At 61.8% G+C, this 15,974-nt stretch carries 19 protein-coding genes; 12 read left to right on the forward strand and 7 right to left on the reverse strand.

Annotated elements, in window-relative coordinates:
• Nucleotides 1-198: 198 nt before the first annotated feature.
• The 5 genes from HBA54_RS07190 (at nt 199) to HBA54_RS07210 (ending at nt 4,182) form a co-directional block, all read left to right on the forward strand.
• Entirely contained in the window at nt 199-519 is a 321-nt protein-coding gene (locus HBA54_RS07190) for a ribbon-helix-helix domain-containing protein (RefSeq protein ID WP_167222879.1), read from the forward strand.
• A gap of 257 nt (nt 520-776) precedes the next feature.
• Nucleotides 777-1,172, forward strand: a complete 396-nt coding sequence (locus HBA54_RS07195) for a VOC family protein (protein WP_167222881.1) — start codon at nt 777-779, stop codon at nt 1,170-1,172.
• A gap of 66 nt (nt 1,173-1,238) precedes the next feature.
• Nucleotides 1,239-1,790 (forward strand): gluconate 2-dehydrogenase subunit 3 family protein, encoded by a 552-nt coding sequence (locus HBA54_RS07200; RefSeq protein ID WP_167222883.1) that lies wholly within the window; start codon nt 1,239-1,241, stop codon nt 1,788-1,790.
• 17 nt (nt 1,791-1,807) lie between these two features.
• On the forward strand, nt 1,808-3,379 hold the full coding sequence (locus tag HBA54_RS07205) for a GMC family oxidoreductase (protein ID WP_167222885.1): 1,572 nt from the start codon (nt 1,808-1,810) through the stop codon (nt 3,377-3,379).
• A 146-nt stretch (nt 3,380-3,525) separates the two neighbouring features.
• Nucleotides 3,526-4,182 (forward strand): hypothetical protein, encoded by a 657-nt coding sequence (locus tag HBA54_RS07210; protein ID WP_167222887.1) that lies wholly within the window; start codon nt 3,526-3,528, stop codon nt 4,180-4,182.
• Nucleotides 4,183-4,201: 19 nt separating this feature from the next.
• Here the strand turns inward: HBA54_RS07210 and HBA54_RS07215 are convergent, their stop codons facing one another.
• Nucleotides 4,202-5,086, reverse strand: coding sequence for a LysR family transcriptional regulator (locus HBA54_RS07215; protein ID WP_167222888.1), 885 nt, complete (start codon nt 5,084-5,086; stop codon nt 4,202-4,204).
• Nucleotides 5,087-5,199: 113 nt separating this feature from the next.
• Here HBA54_RS07215 and HBA54_RS07220 point away from each other — a divergent pair, with 113 nt between their 5' ends.
• On the forward strand, nt 5,200-5,823 hold the full coding sequence (locus HBA54_RS07220; RefSeq protein WP_167222889.1) for a class I SAM-dependent methyltransferase: 624 nt from the start codon (nt 5,200-5,202) through the stop codon (nt 5,821-5,823).
• A 20-nt stretch (nt 5,824-5,843) separates the two neighbouring features.
• Here HBA54_RS07220 and HBA54_RS07225 read toward each other — a convergent pair whose 3' ends face one another.
• Nucleotides 5,844-6,122: a hypothetical protein gene (locus HBA54_RS07225; protein WP_205944465.1), complete on the reverse strand. Its 279-nt coding sequence runs from the start codon at nt 6,120-6,122 to the stop codon at nt 5,844-5,846.
• A gap of 227 nt (nt 6,123-6,349) precedes the next feature.
• Here HBA54_RS07225 and HBA54_RS07230 point away from each other — a divergent pair, with 227 nt between their 5' ends.
• The 3 genes from HBA54_RS07230 to HBA54_RS07240 all read left to right on the forward strand — a co-directional run bounded on the left by HBA54_RS07230 (nt 6,350) and on the right by HBA54_RS07240 (nt 8,895).
• Nucleotides 6,350-7,231, forward strand: a complete 882-nt coding sequence (locus HBA54_RS07230; protein ID WP_167222892.1) for a LysR family transcriptional regulator — start codon at nt 6,350-6,352, stop codon at nt 7,229-7,231.
• Nucleotides 7,232-7,331: 100 nt separating this feature from the next.
• Entirely contained in the window at nt 7,332-7,898 is a 567-nt protein-coding gene (locus tag HBA54_RS07235) for a nuclear transport factor 2 family protein (RefSeq protein WP_167222894.1), read from the forward strand.
• 97 nt (nt 7,899-7,995) lie between these two features.
• Nucleotides 7,996-8,895, forward strand: a complete 900-nt coding sequence (locus tag HBA54_RS07240; protein ID WP_167222896.1) for an SDR family NAD(P)-dependent oxidoreductase — start codon at nt 7,996-7,998, stop codon at nt 8,893-8,895.
• Nucleotides 8,896-8,914: 19 nt separating this feature from the next.
• Here the strand turns inward: HBA54_RS07240 and HBA54_RS29605 are convergent, their stop codons facing one another.
• Nucleotides 8,915-9,889, reverse strand: a complete 975-nt coding sequence (locus tag HBA54_RS29605; RefSeq protein ID WP_167222898.1) for a lipid II:glycine glycyltransferase FemX — start codon at nt 9,887-9,889, stop codon at nt 8,915-8,917.
• Between the two features lie 28 nt (nt 9,890-9,917).
• On the opposite strand from HBA54_RS29605, the gene HBA54_RS07250 reads away from it, so the two are divergent.
• Nucleotides 9,918-10,142, forward strand: a complete 225-nt coding sequence (locus tag HBA54_RS07250) for a hypothetical protein (protein WP_167222900.1) — start codon at nt 9,918-9,920, stop codon at nt 10,140-10,142.
• 39 nt (nt 10,143-10,181) lie between these two features.
• Here HBA54_RS07250 and HBA54_RS07255 read toward each other — a convergent pair whose 3' ends face one another.
• Nucleotides 10,182-10,403, reverse strand: a complete 222-nt coding sequence (locus HBA54_RS07255; RefSeq protein WP_167222902.1) for a hypothetical protein — start codon at nt 10,401-10,403, stop codon at nt 10,182-10,184.
• Between the two features lie 272 nt (nt 10,404-10,675).
• Nucleotides 10,676-11,047, reverse strand: coding sequence for a helix-turn-helix domain-containing protein (locus tag HBA54_RS07260; protein ID WP_167222905.1), 372 nt, complete (start codon nt 11,045-11,047; stop codon nt 10,676-10,678).
• Nucleotides 11,048-11,491: 444 nt separating this feature from the next.
• On the opposite strand from HBA54_RS07260, the gene HBA54_RS07265 reads away from it, so the two are divergent.
• Nucleotides 11,492-12,697, forward strand: a complete 1,206-nt coding sequence (locus HBA54_RS07265) for a GlxA family transcriptional regulator (protein ID WP_240932544.1) — start codon at nt 11,492-11,494, stop codon at nt 12,695-12,697.
• Nucleotides 12,698-12,709: 12 nt separating this feature from the next.
• Here the strand turns inward: HBA54_RS07265 and HBA54_RS07270 are convergent, their stop codons facing one another.
• Nucleotides 12,710-13,177 carry a hypothetical protein gene (locus HBA54_RS07270; RefSeq protein ID WP_167222907.1) on the reverse strand — a complete coding sequence of 156 codons (468 nt, stop codon included), beginning with the start codon at nt 13,175-13,177 and terminating at the stop codon, nt 12,710-12,712.
• Between the two features lie 350 nt (nt 13,178-13,527).
• Here HBA54_RS07270 and HBA54_RS07275 point away from each other — a divergent pair, with 350 nt between their 5' ends.
• Nucleotides 13,528-15,255, forward strand: coding sequence for a putative bifunctional diguanylate cyclase/phosphodiesterase (locus tag HBA54_RS07275; protein WP_167222909.1), 1,728 nt, complete (start codon nt 13,528-13,530; stop codon nt 15,253-15,255).
• Between the two features lie 31 nt (nt 15,256-15,286).
• Here HBA54_RS07275 and phaR read toward each other — a convergent pair whose 3' ends face one another.
• Nucleotides 15,287-15,928, reverse strand: a complete 642-nt coding sequence (gene phaR / locus HBA54_RS07280; RefSeq protein ID WP_167222911.1) for a polyhydroxyalkanoate synthesis repressor PhaR — start codon at nt 15,926-15,928, stop codon at nt 15,287-15,289.
• Nucleotides 15,929-15,974 lie beyond the last annotated feature (46 nt).

The following is a 15,974-nucleotide window of genomic DNA, read 5'->3' on the forward strand; positions in this document are numbered from 1 at the left end:
CCCTTGCCGGCCTCTCAGCGCAAGCATGCCATCAGGTTCCCCCTGGCTGTCAACGCCGCGCTGGACAGGCGGGGCTGTCCTTCCCCATACTTCTCGCAACAAAGAAATACAAAAGTTCGCCCAGTGGAGTGCGCAGCCGAAAAAGGGGCAAAGCCCCGGGGCCCGCGGACTTCACGCTGTCCTGGGGAGGTCAGACCCATGTGCCATGTTTTTGCCGGGCAGGATCCCGACACCTATCGTTTCGTGACACGCTCCATTCGCATCAACGGCCACAGCACGTCGGTGCGTCTTGAGGCCCGGTTTTGGGATATTCTCGAAACCATGGCCGCGTCGCAGAAACTGACCGTGCCGCAGTTCGTCTCGGAACTCTACGAAGAGGTTCTGGAACTGCAGGGCGAGATCAGCAACTTTGCCTCTTTGCTGCGTTGCGCCTGCCTGCTTTTCCTGACCGACGAGCGCTTTCCGGCCACGGCCCGCCTGCCGGTGACGCTGGCGGTCGAGGAGAGCGTTGCGGTTTAGGGGGCACCAGGGCCGCCGTAATAGGGGCCGCTGTAGTAGTGGCATAACACCACTCGCCCGGCGCTCGGCGTTACACTTCTCTCCGTAGCGACCGAAGCAACGAAAGAACAAAAAACATCGGTCTGGATGGATCGCTGCCGGGCGCGCCTGCCTGCCTGCGTTTTGCGTGGCAGTGGCGTTGGACCGCAGTGCCGTCAGGCCGCAGCGCCGGCAACATCGATCCCGGCAATATCGACCATTGAACGGAGAGGACCGCCGTGGCCAAAGCCATTCACACCATGATCCGCGTGATGGAGGAGGAGCGCTCCGTCGCGTTTTATCGTGCGGCCTTCGCTCTGGACGTGGCCGACCGTTTTGACTTCGACGACTTCACGCTGATCTACCTGCGCAACCCGGAGAACGACTTCGAGGTCGAGCTGACGGTGAACAAAAGCCAGAGCGAGCCCTATACCCACGGCAGCGGTTACGGTCATCTGGCGGTCGCGGTGGCGGACCTGCCGGCGGAACATGAGCGCTTCGAGCAGCTGGGGCTGAACCCCAACCCGATGAAGGAGTTTCACCACGACGGCGAGCTGATGGCCGCGTTTTTCTTCGTGCAGGACCCGGACGGCTACAAGATCGAAGTCCTGCAGCAGCACGGGCGCTATCGCTGACGAGAAACCGCATAAGCGGCAACGACAAAGACAAAAAATCAAAACCAAGGATCGAGGAGGAAAGCCATGAGGAGCTTGGACAAGCGGGCGAAGGTCACGCGGCGGCGGTTCCTGAAAACCGCCGGGGCCGGAACGGCCGGCATCATTGCCGTGGTGAACGGCGGCGTCGTCATGGGTGCGGGCGGTGCCTGGGCGATGGAGGTGAAGACCCTGCGGCCGGGCAGTATGGCGACCTTGGTCCAGATGGCCCGTGACATCTATCCGCACGATCACCTGGCCGACAAGTACTACGCCCAGGCGATGATCGGCTACGACGCCTCGGCGGGCGACGATGCGGAGCTGAAAACCATGCTGGAGGCCGGCGTCGACTTTGTCGATGCCACGGCACAGGCGCGCCACGGCGGCGGCTATCTGTCGATCGGTTGGGAAGAGGACCGCGTGGCGATCCTCACGTCGATGGAAGACAGCCCGTTCTTCCAGAAGATTCGCGGCGGCCTGGTGACCGGCCTCTACAACCAGCCGGAGGTCTGGGCGAAGTTCGGTTACGAGGGTGCCTCGGCCGAGCAGGGCGGCTACATCAGCCGCGGCTTCGATGACATCGACTGGCTGGAAGCCTGAGGGAGGGAGACGAGATCATGGCACAGACATTCGACATGAACGACGACAGCGTCGTTGTCGTCATCGGCTCCGGTGCCGGCGGCGGAACCCTCGGCACCCAGTTGGCGCTGAAGGGAATCAGAACGGTTATCCTGGAAGCGGGCGGCCGTCACGAGATCGACGATTTCGAAAACGACGAGTGGGGGATGTTCGGCAAGATCTCCTGGCTCGACGCGCGCACCACCTCGGGCGACTGGCGGGTCGCCAAGGACTTCCCCGGCCTGCCGGCCTGGATCGTCAAGGCCGTCGGCGGCTCGACGGTGCACTGGGCCGGCGCCTCGCTACGGATTCAGGAACATGAGTTCAAGGCGCAGAGCACCTACGGCAACGTTGCCGGTGCCAACCTGCTGGACTGGCCGATCACCCTGCAGGAGATGGAACCCTACTACGCCCAGGCCGAGGATCGCATGGGCGTTACCCGGACCAACGGCATCGACGGCCTGCCGGGCAGCAACAACTTCAAGGTCATGAAGGCCGGCGCCGACAAGCTGGGCTACAAAAACTGTCATACCGGGCGCATGGCGATCAATTCCGCAGATCGCGACGGCCGCGGTGCCTGCCAGCAGATCGGTTTCTGTTTCCAGGGCTGCAAGACCGGCGCCAAGTGGTCGACCCTCTACGCCGAGATTCCCAAGGGCGAGGCGACCGGCAAGCTGGAAGTGCGGCCAAATGCCCAGGTGCTGCAGATCGAACACGACGCCTCCGGCAAAGTGACCGGCGTGCTCTACGCAGATGCCGAGGGCAAGCAGCACCGCCAGAAGGCGCGTGCCGTGGCCGTCGCCGGCAACTCCATCGAATCGCCCCGGTTGTTGTTGAATTCCGCGTCGTCGATGTTCCCGGACGGGCTCGCAAATTCTTCGGGCCAGGTCGGGCGCAACTACATGCGCCACATGACCGGCAGCGTCTACGGCATCTTCGACCGTCCGGTGCACATGTACCGCGGCACCACCATGGCGGGGATCATCACCGACGAGTCGCGGAACGACCCCGCGCGCGGCTTTGTCGGCGGTTATGAGATGGAGACCCTGTCGCTGGGCCTGCCCTTCATGGCGGCTTTCCTGAATCCGGGCGCCTGGGGGCGGAGCTTCGCCTCGGCCATGGACATGTACGACCACATGGCCGGCATGTGGCTGGTCGGTGAGGACATGCCGCAGGAATCCAACCGCATCACGCTGCATGCCTCGATGAAGGACCAGCACGGCCTGCCGATTCCGGACGTGCATTTCGACGACCACCCCAACGACATCGCCATGCGCAATCATGCCTTCGGGCAGGGCGCCGCTGTTTACGATGCGGTGGGGGCGGTCCGGACTTTCCCGACACCGCCCTATCCCTCGACCCATAACCTGGGTACCAACCGGATGAGCGAGAGGGCCCGCGACGGCGTGGTGAACAAATGGGGGCAGACCCACGACATCGCCAACCTCTTCGTTTCCGACGGCAGCCAGTTCACCACCGGCGCGTCGGAAAATCCGACCCTGACCATCGTCGCCCTGGCTCTGCGCCAGGCCGACTATATCGCCGAACAGATGGGCAAGAATGCGATCTGACCGCGCGTTTCCCGTCTGATCACCGGGGCCGCCCCTCTATCGTCTTCTGCCGGGCGGCGCCCGACTTGCCGACTGCGGCGGCTCCCTAGCGGGGCCGCCGCCTTTTCTTGGCTGCAAGGGCTGCTGCCGACCCCATATCAGACGGGATGACGAACCCGATCATACGGCGGCAGACCCTGGCGGGGCGCTTGGCGGCGCTTCTGCTTGCGCTCGCGGTTCTGACACCGGGCGGGGCCACGGCTGCACCGGCAGACCTGGCCGGCTGGGGTGCCGCGCGCTGGGGCATGACCGGGCCGGAGCTTGAAGAGGCGCTCGGCGATGCGGTAGCCGCCTTGCCCGGGCGCTGGCTCTACGGCGGCGCCTATGCCGAACTGGGCTTACCGGATGTCGAGATCGGCGGTCTCGCCTTTACCGGCTATCTGCAGATGGACGCGAAGACCGACCGCCTGCGTCAGGTGCTGCTGGAGCGCCGACGGGTCGGTGCCACGCCCGCGGCCTTCGAGCGCCTGGTGGAAGCCCTGGAGGTGACCTACGGCAAGCCGAGCCTGGTCTGCAGCCAGGCCAAGCGCGGCGGCGCGCCCTTGGACTATGAAATGATCTGGCGCTTTGCGACCACCACGCTCCACGCCAAGTTTCTCGACTTCTCCACCACCGCGGCTTTCGGCCGCGACCCCCAGGCCGGCATCGACCCGCTGACGCCGGAACGCGAAGTCAGGCGCAACCTCCGGCGCTTCATGCCCCGGCGCATCCTGCTGCGCTTCCACGACAGCCGCGAAAGCGATCTGGATCGTGGGTGTCCTTAAAATCCAGCGTGCGTTTGTTTCATGCCAGGGCTTCAGCCAGGAAATCGAAAACCAGGCGGATGCGGCGGCTGGTGTGAAGTTCGCGATGGGTGACGAGCCAGACCGGTACGGGAATGGGATCGAGTTCCGGCACAACGCATTCGATGCCGGGTGTCAGCGCCGCGACCTCCCTGGTCATCACGCCGATGCCGAGCCCTTGCTTCACCATCTCCCAGACTACGATGCCGCTGGCCGAGTTGATTTTGAAATTGCGCCTGGTCAACGAGAGGCCGAGCGCATTCAGGACGGGAAGCATTCGCTCCGGATCTTCGAAGCCGATGAACGGCGCCTCCGACAGTTCACGCGCCGAGGTAGGGCGACCGTACTTTTCAATGTAGGCGGCCGACGCATAGAAGTGTGCCGAGGTTTCCTGGACGAGCTTCGCGATCAGGTCCGGTTGTTCCGGGCGCACATGGCGGATGGCGATGTCCGCTTCGCGCCTGCGCAGATCGCGCACGGCGTTTGAGGCAACCACCTCGACTTCGATTCCGGGCGCGACAGCGCGCAGGCCTTCGAGGATGGGCGGCAGCCGCAAAGCCGAGGCCAAATCGCTGGCCGTGATGCAGACCTGCCCCTCGATCGTCTGGGATTGGCCGGAGGCCGCGAGCGAAAGGCGCCCGGCCGCATCGCCCATGGCCCGGACGTGGTCGAGCAGTTCCAGGCCGGCTTCGGTCAGAGACAGGGACCGGCCGACCCGCTCGAAGAGCGTGACGCCCAGATCTTCTTCCAGGGCGGCGACCTGGCGGCCCAGGGTCGGTTGGGTCAAGCTGAGCGCCCGGGCGGCGGCGGAGAGCGAGCCTTCCTCGGCGGTGGCGAGGAAGGCGCGCGCCTGGTTCCAGTCGAAGGAGACGGATTGCCAATTCATGCAAATTTGTATATCAGAACGACAAATTTCCGCAATTTATCTTTGTTATATGCATGGTTAGACAACTCGGAAGGGGGCCGAACCATGACCGTCTCCAGTAATTAGGGAAAGATATGAAAAGCAGCGAAAAGTTCTGGGACAAGACCGCTGAAGACTACGCGAAGTCGCCGATCAAGAACGTCCCGGCTTACCAAGAGAGCCTGGCGCGGACCAAGGCCTACCTGTCTGAGGACGACAACGTCTTGGAGGTCGGCTGCGGCACCGGCTCGACCGCCTTGTTGCTTGCCGGCTCTGTGAAACACATCACGGCGACGGACATTTCATCGAACATGATTGCCATCGGCTGGCGCAAGGCGCAGGAGCAGAAGGTGGCGAACATCACCTTCGCGAGGGCAACCCCCTTTGATGACATCGAAGCGGAAAAGCCCTTCGATGCGGTCTTGGCGTTCAACGTTCTGCATCTCCTGGAAGACACGCCGAAGGCGCTTCGCCGCCTGCATGACCTCTTGAAGCCTGGCGGACTGCTGATCTCCAAGACCGTCTGTCTGGCCGAGGAAAACCGCCTCTGGCGGGTGCTGATCTTCCTTATGCAAAGGGTCGGCTTTGCCCCTTTTGTGAAATACCTGAAGGTCAGTGAGCTTGAAGACTGCATCGCGGACCAGGGCTTCGAGATCATCGAAACCGGAAGCTATCCTTCATACTCGCGGGGCAGGTTCATTGTCGCGCGGAAGTTGTAAGACTGCTCTCCGGCTTCGTCTCACGCGACATCCACCCCGACATCTACGATGGACGCTTCGCCGTTTCCTTTATCGCGGATATAGCGCATCTGATGGCCGCGTCGCTCTATGATCTCACAATCCAGACCGAGATCTTCGCCATCGAGTTCTGCCGTTCTGCAGAAGTATTGATCCTGCCAATACCACGCGCCGGTCAAAAGGCTCTCGCCGATGCGGCCTGAAATCCGCCCGTCGGCATGAAGGGTGAATGTCATATCTTCGGATGTCAGCACTTTGTCGGCGAAAGCTTGCCGAAACATCTCTTCGGTTTCCACGCGCTGCCAGGCGAGTCCCGGTGGCCGCATTTTTTGGGTCCTCGTGTTAGGTTGGATCTCTGTGTTTTGATCGGCGTGATCTGACCATGGGTGACTGCTTCGGCCCCGTCCATCAAGATACGTCACCATCGGCGTGAAGGCTTTGCCGCTGAGGCCTATATCCTACAGTTCTGAAACGTTTTTCCAGTGATGCTTTTCGGATATCGTTGGGAATGGAACTCAGACACCTTCGCTATTTCATTGCCATTGCCGACCACGGCGGCGTGCGCCACGCAGCGGACCGCCTGAACATCGCCCAACCCGCCGTTTCGCGCCAGATCAAGGATCTTGAGGCCGAACTCGGATTTGATCTGCTGCGCCGGGCGGGGCGCGGGGTTGTTTTGACAGATGCCGGCAAGGTTTTTGCCGAAGAGGCGCGTGCTATCCTGGCCCAGACTGCCGCCGCCATCGAAAAGGCCCAGCGTGTTGCGGACGGTCGTGGTGGCAGGCTTAAGGTCGGCTTGTTGGAAAATGCATCCTGGTCGGGACCTTTGCCGCTTGCGCTGAACCGCTTCGCACGGGTTCATCCGGAGATCCAGCTTGATGTGGTGCCTCTTGCATCGATTGCGCAGATTGAGGCCGTGCGCGATGGCGCGCTCGATGCCGGCTTCGTTTACCGCCAGGACAATCTTGTCGAAAGCAAGTTGACGGTTCATCCGCTGGCCACCGACGACGTGGTCCTGGCCGCCCCTGCCGACATGGCTTTCGGTCATGACGGCCCACTTGACCCGGCGCAGGTCGACGGCCTGGCGATGGTGCGCTTCCGACGCGAGGCCGCCCCTGCTTATTTCGACCGGCAGGTAGTGGCGATGACTGCCCTTGGCATCGAGCCGCAGACTGTGCAGCAGGCTGACAACGAGACCACGATCCTCAGTCTTGTCTCGGCGGGTGTCGGCTGCGCGCTTGTCAACTCCGCCAATATGCAGCGCCCGCCGCGCGGTGTTCAGTTCCGTAAGGTGAAGGGGCTGTCGGTACCGCTGGAGTTCGTCTTTATCCACCGGGCCAATCCGGGCAGCCTGACAAAGCTCTTCACTGATACGGTTCTGAATAAATGATGCCCATAAAGTATCGCTTCTAGACGATAACGGTATTTGTTGTTATGGGTTGTGACGCCCATCTCCAGCCTATCGAAACACCGTGCGATGGAGATGGCCGATGAAAACCCTTGCCCTAGCAGCAGCCCTTGCCGTGATGCTGCCCCTCAGTGGCCATGCCCAGACGGCGGCCCCGATTTTCCAGGGTAGCCCCGTCACCGCCGAGACGCTGGTCGACCGGGCCGAGATGGTTCGCCTTGCCGACACGCTGGACGCCGCCGTCGACGCCAAGGACTGGGCGCTTGCCCGCAGTCTTTTCACCGATCAGATCGATGTCGATTTCACGTCCCTTGTTGGTGGCGAACCGGCGACCATTCCCGCTGACGGCTTGATTGCCGGCTGGTCCGGCAACCTGACGGCGGAGAAGGAAAGCTTTCACCTGCGCGGTAATCACCGCATCACCTTCACCGGCGCCGATAGCGCCGTGATGCTCAGCCACGGCTATGCCTGGAACCGCATGGAACGCGGCGCCCGGCCGGAGAACGGCGGCAATCCGCTGTGGGAGGTCTGGGGCACCTATGAACATGGTTTTGAACGGGTTGATGGTGACTGGAAAATCAACGCCATGACCTTCACGGCCACCGCCGAACGGGGCAGTGAATTCGTTCGCAACACACCGGGCAGTTAAGTCCAAATCCGCAACCCATAATCAGACTCACGAAACCGAAGACTTGGTTGGTGGCGCGGCGTCTCCACGCCCCTGCCTATTCAAAAGGACTCTTGTAATGCCATCCGAAACTGCAGCCACCCGACGTTCCTTCCTAACCCGCGGGGCGCTTGGCCTGGCCGTCACCGCCGCCACGGCGGCGGCTGCCTCCACGGCAAACGCAAACGCGCTGAACCCGCTTGCGGCGCCTGAACGGGCCGATCCGAGTGGCGATTTTGCCGGCAAGGTGGTGGCGATCACCGGTGGCAATTCCGGTATCGGCGCCGCGACGGCCCAGGCTTTTGCCATGGCGGGCGCGAAGGTCGTTATCACCGCCCGCCGCGATGCCCTGGGCAAGGAAGTCGAAGCCGAGATCCGCGCCAAGGGGGGCGAGGTCACCTGGATGGTGACCGATGTGCGCGACCCCGCGCAGGTCGAGGCCTTCGTCGCCGCGACCGTCTCAACCTACGGACGGCTCGACGTGCTGTTCAACAACGCCGGTATCTTCATGACGCCGGCCCTGATCGAAGATATCCCGGTCGAGAACTTCGAGGATATGATGCGCACCAATACCAACGGTGTTTTCTATGGGATGAAGTACGCCATTCCGGTGATGAAGGCCCAGGGCAACGGCGTGATCGTCAACATGGCCTCCGTCGCGGCCCACCGCAGCTATCCCAACACCGCGCACTACAATGCGTCAAAGCACGCCGTGGCCGGCCTGACCAAAGCCGGTGCACAGCTGGCCAAGGACAACATCCGCGTGGTGTCGATCTCTCCTTTTGCGGTGGATACGCCGATGCTGCGCGAAAGCTTCGACCACCAGGGCTTTACCTATGAAGCGGCCGCGCCGGGTTTCGTGACACCCCGGATCATGGACCCACATGAAATGGCTGAGGGGGTCATGTTCCTCGCCTCCGATGCCGCCACCGCCTTCAACGGCATGGACCTTGACGCAACCGGCGGACAACTCGCCTGACCCCCGACACTGTTGCGACTTACAGGTACGTCCCAGCCAATGTAAAGACTTCGCCGCCGAGGCCGAGTTTGAAGCGGGCGATGCCGGGCTGGCTTTCGGTGTTCACCCCGCCGAGGTCGAGCCAGTCGATTCCACTTGCTTTCAGGGTATCGATGCCGCGCCAGAGCAGCAGGTTGTGGGCCTGGCCGACGCGCCCGGCATCGCTGGTCCAGGAGGCGAGGTAGGTGGCGGCTCTGCCGTGGCGGATCAGGATCACCCCGGCGACCAGGTCGTCGTTCAGCCGCGCGGTGAGCGCGACCACGGCGTCGCGGTCGTGGCGCGCCAGGGCGGCGATGAAGTCGCCGTTGGGGCCGACGAAACGCTTCCTGCGGCGGAAGCGGTCATACAGCAGCAGGGATTGGTTGAGGCGGCGCGGGTGGGTCGTCTCTTCAATGTCGAAGCCCGCTTTCTCCGCCTGCTGCAGGGCATTGCGCCACTTGCCGTGCAGGCCGGCGCGCAAGGCCTCGGTTGGCGGGCGCAGGTCGAGCCAGATCGAAGAGTAGCCGGTCACCACCGGGTGCAGGCCCTGGGCCTGCAGCATGGCGGCGCTCTTCGGGTCCGCCGGCAGTTCCGGCAGCCAGAACAGGAAGTCGCCGAAGCGGCGGCGGAACTGCCGGGCGAGGGTCCGGCAGACCAGTGGCGCCCGCGAATCGCTCAACGGATCGATCAGCCAGATGGGGCCGCGCAGCACCCGGGCAATGCGGGTGAAGAGGCGGTCCCGGCAGAAGGCCTGGACCATGGCCAGCGGTTCGCCGCCCTGGCTGATCAGGCCGCGCTCGGCCCGCAGGCCATGCTCGCTTTCGATTGCCGCGCCATAGGCCCAGGCCTGCTCCAGGCTGCTCTGTCCGGCCTGGCGGGTGAGGGCTTCCCAGGTCTCGCGGGGGCAGGGCTGCCAGGCGATCTCGCTGTCGGGTTCCGGGGCTGCGACCATGGCCGCCATAGTCCCGGTTTTCACCGGGCCCGGCAATCTTTAGTCTGGGGTTATGACCCAGCAAAGCGACAGCCCCTCGCCGCAGGTAGATACCGTGGCGGAGATCCGGGGGCACCGGATTCCCAAGCGCCGTTTCACGCGCTGGGCGCTCTACTACTTCATTCTCTATATCGTGCTGCCGGTGCTGGCTGTCAGCCTGCTGGCCGATGCCATCCTGTATTTTCTTTTCACCCGCTTCACCGATCACTGCTATGCGCTGTTCTGCCTGCTTAACTGAAGCGTCATTTGACCGGGCTGCGGGCGAACTGGACTGCCGTCAGTCGGTGGAGGCTGACTCCACCGTGCGCCGCCCGTGGTTCGTCAGCAGCACCGCATGGACGCCGGGGCTCACCCGCGTCACGGTCAACCAGCCCTTGGCCCGGCATTCCTCAATCGTGCGCCAGAGGATGGTCGGCGCGGACTGCTCGGTCACGGCGATTTCGCCGGACATGCGAAGCAGTTCCAGAACCAGTTGCTGTTGCGGAAGCAGGGAAGCCAAGTCTGTCGGACTCTCTATGTCTTCGGGATGAGAGAGCATCGAACGCTGAGGATGCTGCGTCCGATGGTGAAGCGATACCGGATTGTCTGCGGCAGGAAGCTAGCAGAAGACTGCGGCCCGAAGCAGCACAAAGCGATCTGCCGCGAGACTGCTCGGCTCCGTCTGGCGCTGCCAGGAGGAAGTTGACAGGGGACTCCGGGCTGCCGGACCCCTGAGGTCCGGCAGCCCGGAGCGGTTTGCCGTCTCGAAGCCTCTGACTTGCGGCCCGGGCTCTAGTGCGTCCGGCCGTCGGCCAGAACGCGGCACAGCTGGCTCACAGCTTCCTGGTGGCGATCGTTTGAAATCCGCGTGAAGTTCCTGGCCAGATCAAGGCACATTCTCTGGCGCTCGTTCAAGCGGCCGTCGTCGCTGTTCAGGCCTTCATAGAAGAACCCGATATCGACACCGAGAACCTTGGAGATTTCAAACAGTCGACCTGCAGAGACACGGTTGATGCCGCGCTCGTACTTGTGGGCCTGCTGATAAGTTACGCCGATCATCTCTGCGAGCTGTTGCTGGGTAAGTCCCAACATGGTGCGCCGCTCGCGGATACGCTGACCAACGAACTTTTCAACGGTTTGTATGTTAGCAGTTACTGTTTCCACTCGATTTCACCATCTCTGTTACGATTCTTCCTCAACCACAAGTAAGAATCTAATCAATATGACCAGGAAACATAATCACTTCATCGAGTAAATATAACAAGAAGTTTTTCGCGAAAGGGGAACAAAGATTGAGGTTTTATTTTTCCCGATAGCTACCCCTTCTGGTCGTAGGGCAGGTTTACCCGGGCAGGCGAACTGTTTTCATATCAACAGCTTACCATTTTTCCCACGGCACCTTCGGCGTGGTGTCCGTTTGATCGCCTCGGCTCTGGAAAATCAATCCAAAGTCTGATCGATCCCTGCCTAATCAACTTATGGCAGCGATCTGGCGCCACAACCCCCTTTCACCGAATTTTGTTCGGGCCTTGGGGCCCGGCCGCTGAGCCGGGACGTGGCGGCTGCTTTCCTTTGAGGCGCGTCAACCTCTCGTTCAGGATGAATCTATTGCCGTCTTATCCTCTTTCGCGCCAGGGACAAATTAGGGGCGGTACCAATCCCGCCCTGCTGGCGGCGCGGCGTTCCGGCTTTCCCGACATCATGTTTGCGCGGTCTTTTGGTGCGCCGCCGCCGGGATTAGACTGTCGGCAGCAACCCTTGAAAGACGGAATACAGGTGTCGGGTACTCAGGATCACGAAGCGCAGCAGACCTTTGCTTTTCTTCTGCTGCCGGACTTTGCCATGCTGTGTTTCAGCGCGGCGATAGAGCCCCTGCGCGTCGCCAATCGCTTTGCCGGCCGGCGCCTCTACGACTGGCAAATCGTCACGCTCGACGGCCAGCCCGCGTCTTCTTCCGGTGGCACGGGTGTCCTGGCCGACTGTGCCCTGCCTGACTGTGAACGCCCGGACTATTTCCTGGTTGTCGCCGGAATGAACGCGCAGCGCTTTACGGACCCTCAGACCATCGGTGCCCTGCGGCGGCTGGATCGCAGCGGCTGCCGGGTCGGCGCGCTCTCCACCGGCAGCTATCTGCTGGCCCGGGCGGGCCTGCTGAACGGCCATCGCTGTACCGTGCACTGGGAGAACCTGGACGGGTTTCGCGAGGACTTTCCGGACCTTGAGGTGACGGGCGAGTTGTTTGAGGCGGATGGACCGCGTCTGACCTCCTCGGGCGGAACCGCGTCACTGGATATGATGCTCAGCCTTATCGCCAAGGATCACGGCCGCGACCTGGCGACGCAGGTCGCAGAGCAATTCATTCACGAAAGAATACGCGAGACCCATGATCATCAGCGCATGAGCCTCCAGGGCCGGCTCGGCGTCAGCCATCCGAAACTGCTGCAGGTCATCGCGATGATGGAGGCCAACCTGGAGGAACCGCTGCCCAGGGCGGAACTGGCCCGCCAGGCGGGGCTTTCCAACCGCCAGCTGGAGCGTCTCTTTCGGAAGTATCTGGGCCGCTCGCCGACCCGCTATTACCTGGAACTGCGCCTTCACAGGGCGCGTGCCCTGTTGTTGCAGACCGCCATGTCGATTCTGAACGTCGCCCTGGCTTGCGGCTTCGTCTCCGCCTCGCATTTTTCCAAGTGCTATCGGGAGTTTTTCAACAAGATGCCCCGTCAGGAACGCCAGGGTGAGGAACACCAGACGCCGCGTGCCGACACGGCCGCGGCACAGGACTCTCAGGGAAGCTCTATCGGTCAGCGCCGCTAGAGCAGATCCGATCTAGACGGCGATGCGGATGAAGGTCGCGCTTTCCGGCATAATCTCCGGCTCGCCGCCGGCTTTGCGGTAGATGTCGCTGCCCATCAGGGCACCGTCGCGATGCTGTGACAGGGCGCTCTGCGGGGTGGCGCGGGACCCTTGGGAGGTCTGGGCCTGCTCCTGGCCGAGAACCTGAACCATGAAGGGCATCGAGGTCAGCCCGGAGAAGCTGATCAGACGGCCCTTTGCCGGTTCCTGAACCTGGACGGCGCGGCTACGCCCTTGTGATCCCTGCTGTTCCTGCCAGCGGCGCTCTTCCACCGAACCGCGCTGCTGGGCGGTCTGCCCGTCCCGGCGATCGGCTGCAGGGCTTCTGACCACCGCTTCGATGGCCTGCTGGGTGCCGGTGTTCTGGGCCGCAACCGCAGACGGCGCCGACGGCTTGGCGTCGGGCGCTGGCAGCAGCAGAAGTTTGGAAACACCGGTCATCGGTCTGAGTTCAATTCCTCTATCCTATCCCCACCTATAATATGTGCATCTTATGAAAAATTTATCAAGCATTGAATCTAATATGCTTTACATATTAACCAATAAAATTACCTAAAATACAAATCATTCTTACTATAGTTGTGTATATGAAGCGGAAATACATCATAGTTAATGAAAAGTATAAAGTCATCGCTGGCGATGTTTCATTTTTCTTTAAGGGGTGACTGTCACATTCATTGTTAGTCGGGTGCCGAAGGGCACCTAAAAATCGGCCGAAGACCTTTTTACATCAGTTCTGTGTATAGCCGTTCTGGATGTGGGGGTTCAGCTTCAGGTAGGAGTGCGCCGGCGTGATCGATGCCATAGCAAAAGACGATAGCCATTTGGAACTGGAGCGCCTGAAGGGCGCGCTCTGGGCTTCCGGCGATGTTGTCTACGATTGGGACCTGGCCACCGATCACATTGCCTTTTCAGGCGACGTGGCGGCTCTGTTCGAATCCGATAATCTGACGGTGCCGGCAAGCGGGGAAGACCTGCAGCTGCGGATCAGCCCGGAGGACATTCCGCGCCGCCGCCGGATCCTGTCGGATCACTTTGCCGGCTCGGCGGCCTATGACTGCGAATATCGAATTCGCAGCGGGCAGGGCGAGTTCCAGTGGCTGCATGACCGGGGCTCGGTCCAGTACTCGGCGGCCGGAACGCCGGCGCGCATGACCGGCGTTATCCGTCTGGTCACCCTGCGCAAGAAACACGAAGAGCGGCTGCAGTACCTCGCCAACTTCGACGACCTGACCGGACACTATAATAAGCTTCGCATGCGTGAAGCCCTGGAACACGCGCTGACACAGTCGCAACGCTTCGGGCAGCCCGGGGTTTATATGGTGATCGGTGTCGACCATCTGGACCGCATCAACACCGGCTACGGCTATGAGGTTGGAGACGCGGTACTGGTGGAAATCGGCCGGCGCCTCGACAATTGGCTGCGCGCCGCCGACGTGATCGGCCGGCCGAGCGGCGATTGCTTTGGCGCGCTCCTGTCTGTCTGCAGCGAGGAGAAAGCGCAGATCGCCGCGGAACGTATTCTGCAGTCGATGCGCGATCAGCCGATCGTTGTCGGGCAGGAGAAAATCCATGTGACCGTGTCGATCGGCTCCGTGGCCTTTTCCGCTCAGAGCAAGACGGCGGTCGATGCGATGACCAAGGCCGAAAGTGCCCTGCAGCAGGCCAAGACTGCCGGACGCGACTGCTTGCGTTTCTTCGAGTTGACCGAGGCTCAGCGCCAGGACTACCGCGCCTCCATGGACATCGGTGAGGAAGTTCAGCAGGCCTTGAAGGACAACCGGATCGTCCTCGCCTATCAGCCGGTCGTCGACGCCCAATCCCACGTCGTGCGATACTTTGAGTGCCTGGTGCGCATGTATGACCGTGAGGGCGCGCTTGTGCCTGCGGCGCAGTTTGTGCCCGCCATCGAACAGCTCGGGCTGATGCGCTCGATCGACAATCGGGTGCGCGATCTGGCGATCGCTGCGCTTGAGCGTTTTCCCAACGTGAATCTCGCGATCAATATCTCCGGACTGACGGCGACCGAGCACTCCTGGCAGCGTGGCCTGGTGGCCCGCCTGAAGGATCGCCGCGACCTGGCGTCGCGCCTGATCGTCGAAATCACCGAAACGACCGCCTTGATGGACATCGACGAAACCTCGCGCTTTGTCTTTTCCCTGCGCGGCCTTGGGTGCGAGGTGGCGCTGGATGATTTCGGTGCCGGCTTTACGACCTTTCACCATCTGCGGGCCCTGACCGTCGATGTGGTGAAGATCGACGGCTCCTTCATCCATCACATCACGTCGGACAAGCAAAATCAGATCTTCATCCGCAACCTGCTTGCGCTGGCTGGCACGCTGGGTGTTTCGACCGTCGCCGAATGCGTCGAAACAAAGGAGGAGGCGGACTACCTCTCCGCTGAAGGGGTGGATCTGCTGCAGGGTTACTATTTTGGCCGGCCGGACATCGACGACCGGCTGTTGACCTTCCAGCAGGGCAATCAGGCCCGGATCAAATCTTCAGCCGTCGGCGACTGAACGCAGCCGCCGAGGCAGCTTCAGGCAGTCCCTATTCCTTGTCCTTGGTCATGGTGTTGATCTGCCGCTGCAGCTGATCAAGCTGCGCTTTCAACACCTCAAGCGACTCGGTCGAAGCTTCCTTCTTGCCGTCGCCTTCCTTACCGACGCCTTCGCCCTCGGCCGGCTTGTTCGCCTTGCCGTCCTGATCCTGCGGGAAGGGGGAGAACATCCGCATGGCGGTTTCGAACAGGGCCATGTTCTGCTTGCCGACTTCCTCAAGGTTGCCGAAGGGGAACATGTTGCCGAAGGTCTCTTGCATGGATTGGCGCATCTGGTCCTGATTTTGGGAAAAGCCCTCCATCATGTGCTCCAGGTAGCGCGGGACCATCCACTGCATTGAATCGCCGTAGAAGCCGATCAACTGCCTGAGGAAATTGATCGGCAGCAGATTCTGGCCCTTGGACTCTTCCTCGACGATGATCTGGGTGAGGACCGCCCGGGTGATGTCTTCGCCGCTTTTGGCGTCGTAGACAACGAAGTCGACGTCTTCCTGCACCATGGTGCAGAGGTGATCCAGGGTTACATAACTGCTCGTGGCCGTGTTGTAGAGACGGCGGTTCGCATACTTCTTGATTGTAATGGGGCCGTCGGACCCACCCTGTTTCTTGCCGTCTTTGCTGGTGCCAGCCAAGTTCCCGTGCCTTTCCCGCCGTCATGCCCCGCGTTCGTAAGGCTCT

This window comes from Pelagibius litoralis (assembly GCF_011683915.1).
GTDB lineage: Bacteria > Pseudomonadota > Alphaproteobacteria > Kiloniellales > Kiloniellaceae > Pelagibius > Pelagibius litoralis.

Excerpts from the sequence above, each read along its gene's own strand:
- HBA54_RS07190 (WP_167222879.1), top strand. The coding sequence starts at position 199 with ATGTGCCATGTTTTTGCCGGGCAGGATCCCGACACCTATCGTTTCGTG.
- HBA54_RS07200 (WP_167222883.1), top strand. The coding sequence starts at position 1,239 with ATGAGGAGCTTGGACAAGCGGGCGAAGGTCACGCGGCGGCGGTTCCTG.
- HBA54_RS07205 (WP_167222885.1), top strand. The coding sequence starts at position 1,808 with ATGGCACAGACATTCGACATGAACGACGACAGCGTCGTTGTCGTCATC.
- HBA54_RS07210 (WP_167222887.1), top strand. The coding sequence starts at position 3,526 with ATGACGAACCCGATCATACGGCGGCAGACCCTGGCGGGGCGCTTGGCG.
- HBA54_RS07215 (WP_167222888.1), bottom strand. The coding sequence starts at position 5,086 with ATGAATTGGCAATCCGTCTCCTTCGACTGGAACCAGGCGCGCGCCTTC.
- HBA54_RS07220 (WP_167222889.1), top strand. The coding sequence starts at position 5,200 with ATGAAAAGCAGCGAAAAGTTCTGGGACAAGACCGCTGAAGACTACGCG.
- HBA54_RS07225 (WP_205944465.1), bottom strand. The coding sequence starts at position 6,122 with ATGTTTCGGCAAGCTTTCGCCGACAAAGTGCTGACATCCGAAGATATG.
- HBA54_RS07230 (WP_167222892.1), top strand. The coding sequence starts at position 6,350 with ATGGAACTCAGACACCTTCGCTATTTCATTGCCATTGCCGACCACGGC.
- HBA54_RS07235 (WP_167222894.1), top strand. The coding sequence starts at position 7,332 with ATGAAAACCCTTGCCCTAGCAGCAGCCCTTGCCGTGATGCTGCCCCTC.
- HBA54_RS07240 (WP_167222896.1), top strand. The coding sequence starts at position 7,996 with ATGCCATCCGAAACTGCAGCCACCCGACGTTCCTTCCTAACCCGCGGG.
- HBA54_RS07250 (WP_167222900.1), top strand. The coding sequence starts at position 9,918 with ATGACCCAGCAAAGCGACAGCCCCTCGCCGCAGGTAGATACCGTGGCG.
- HBA54_RS07270 (WP_167222907.1), bottom strand. The coding sequence starts at position 13,177 with ATGACCGGTGTTTCCAAACTTCTGCTGCTGCCAGCGCCCGACGCCAAG.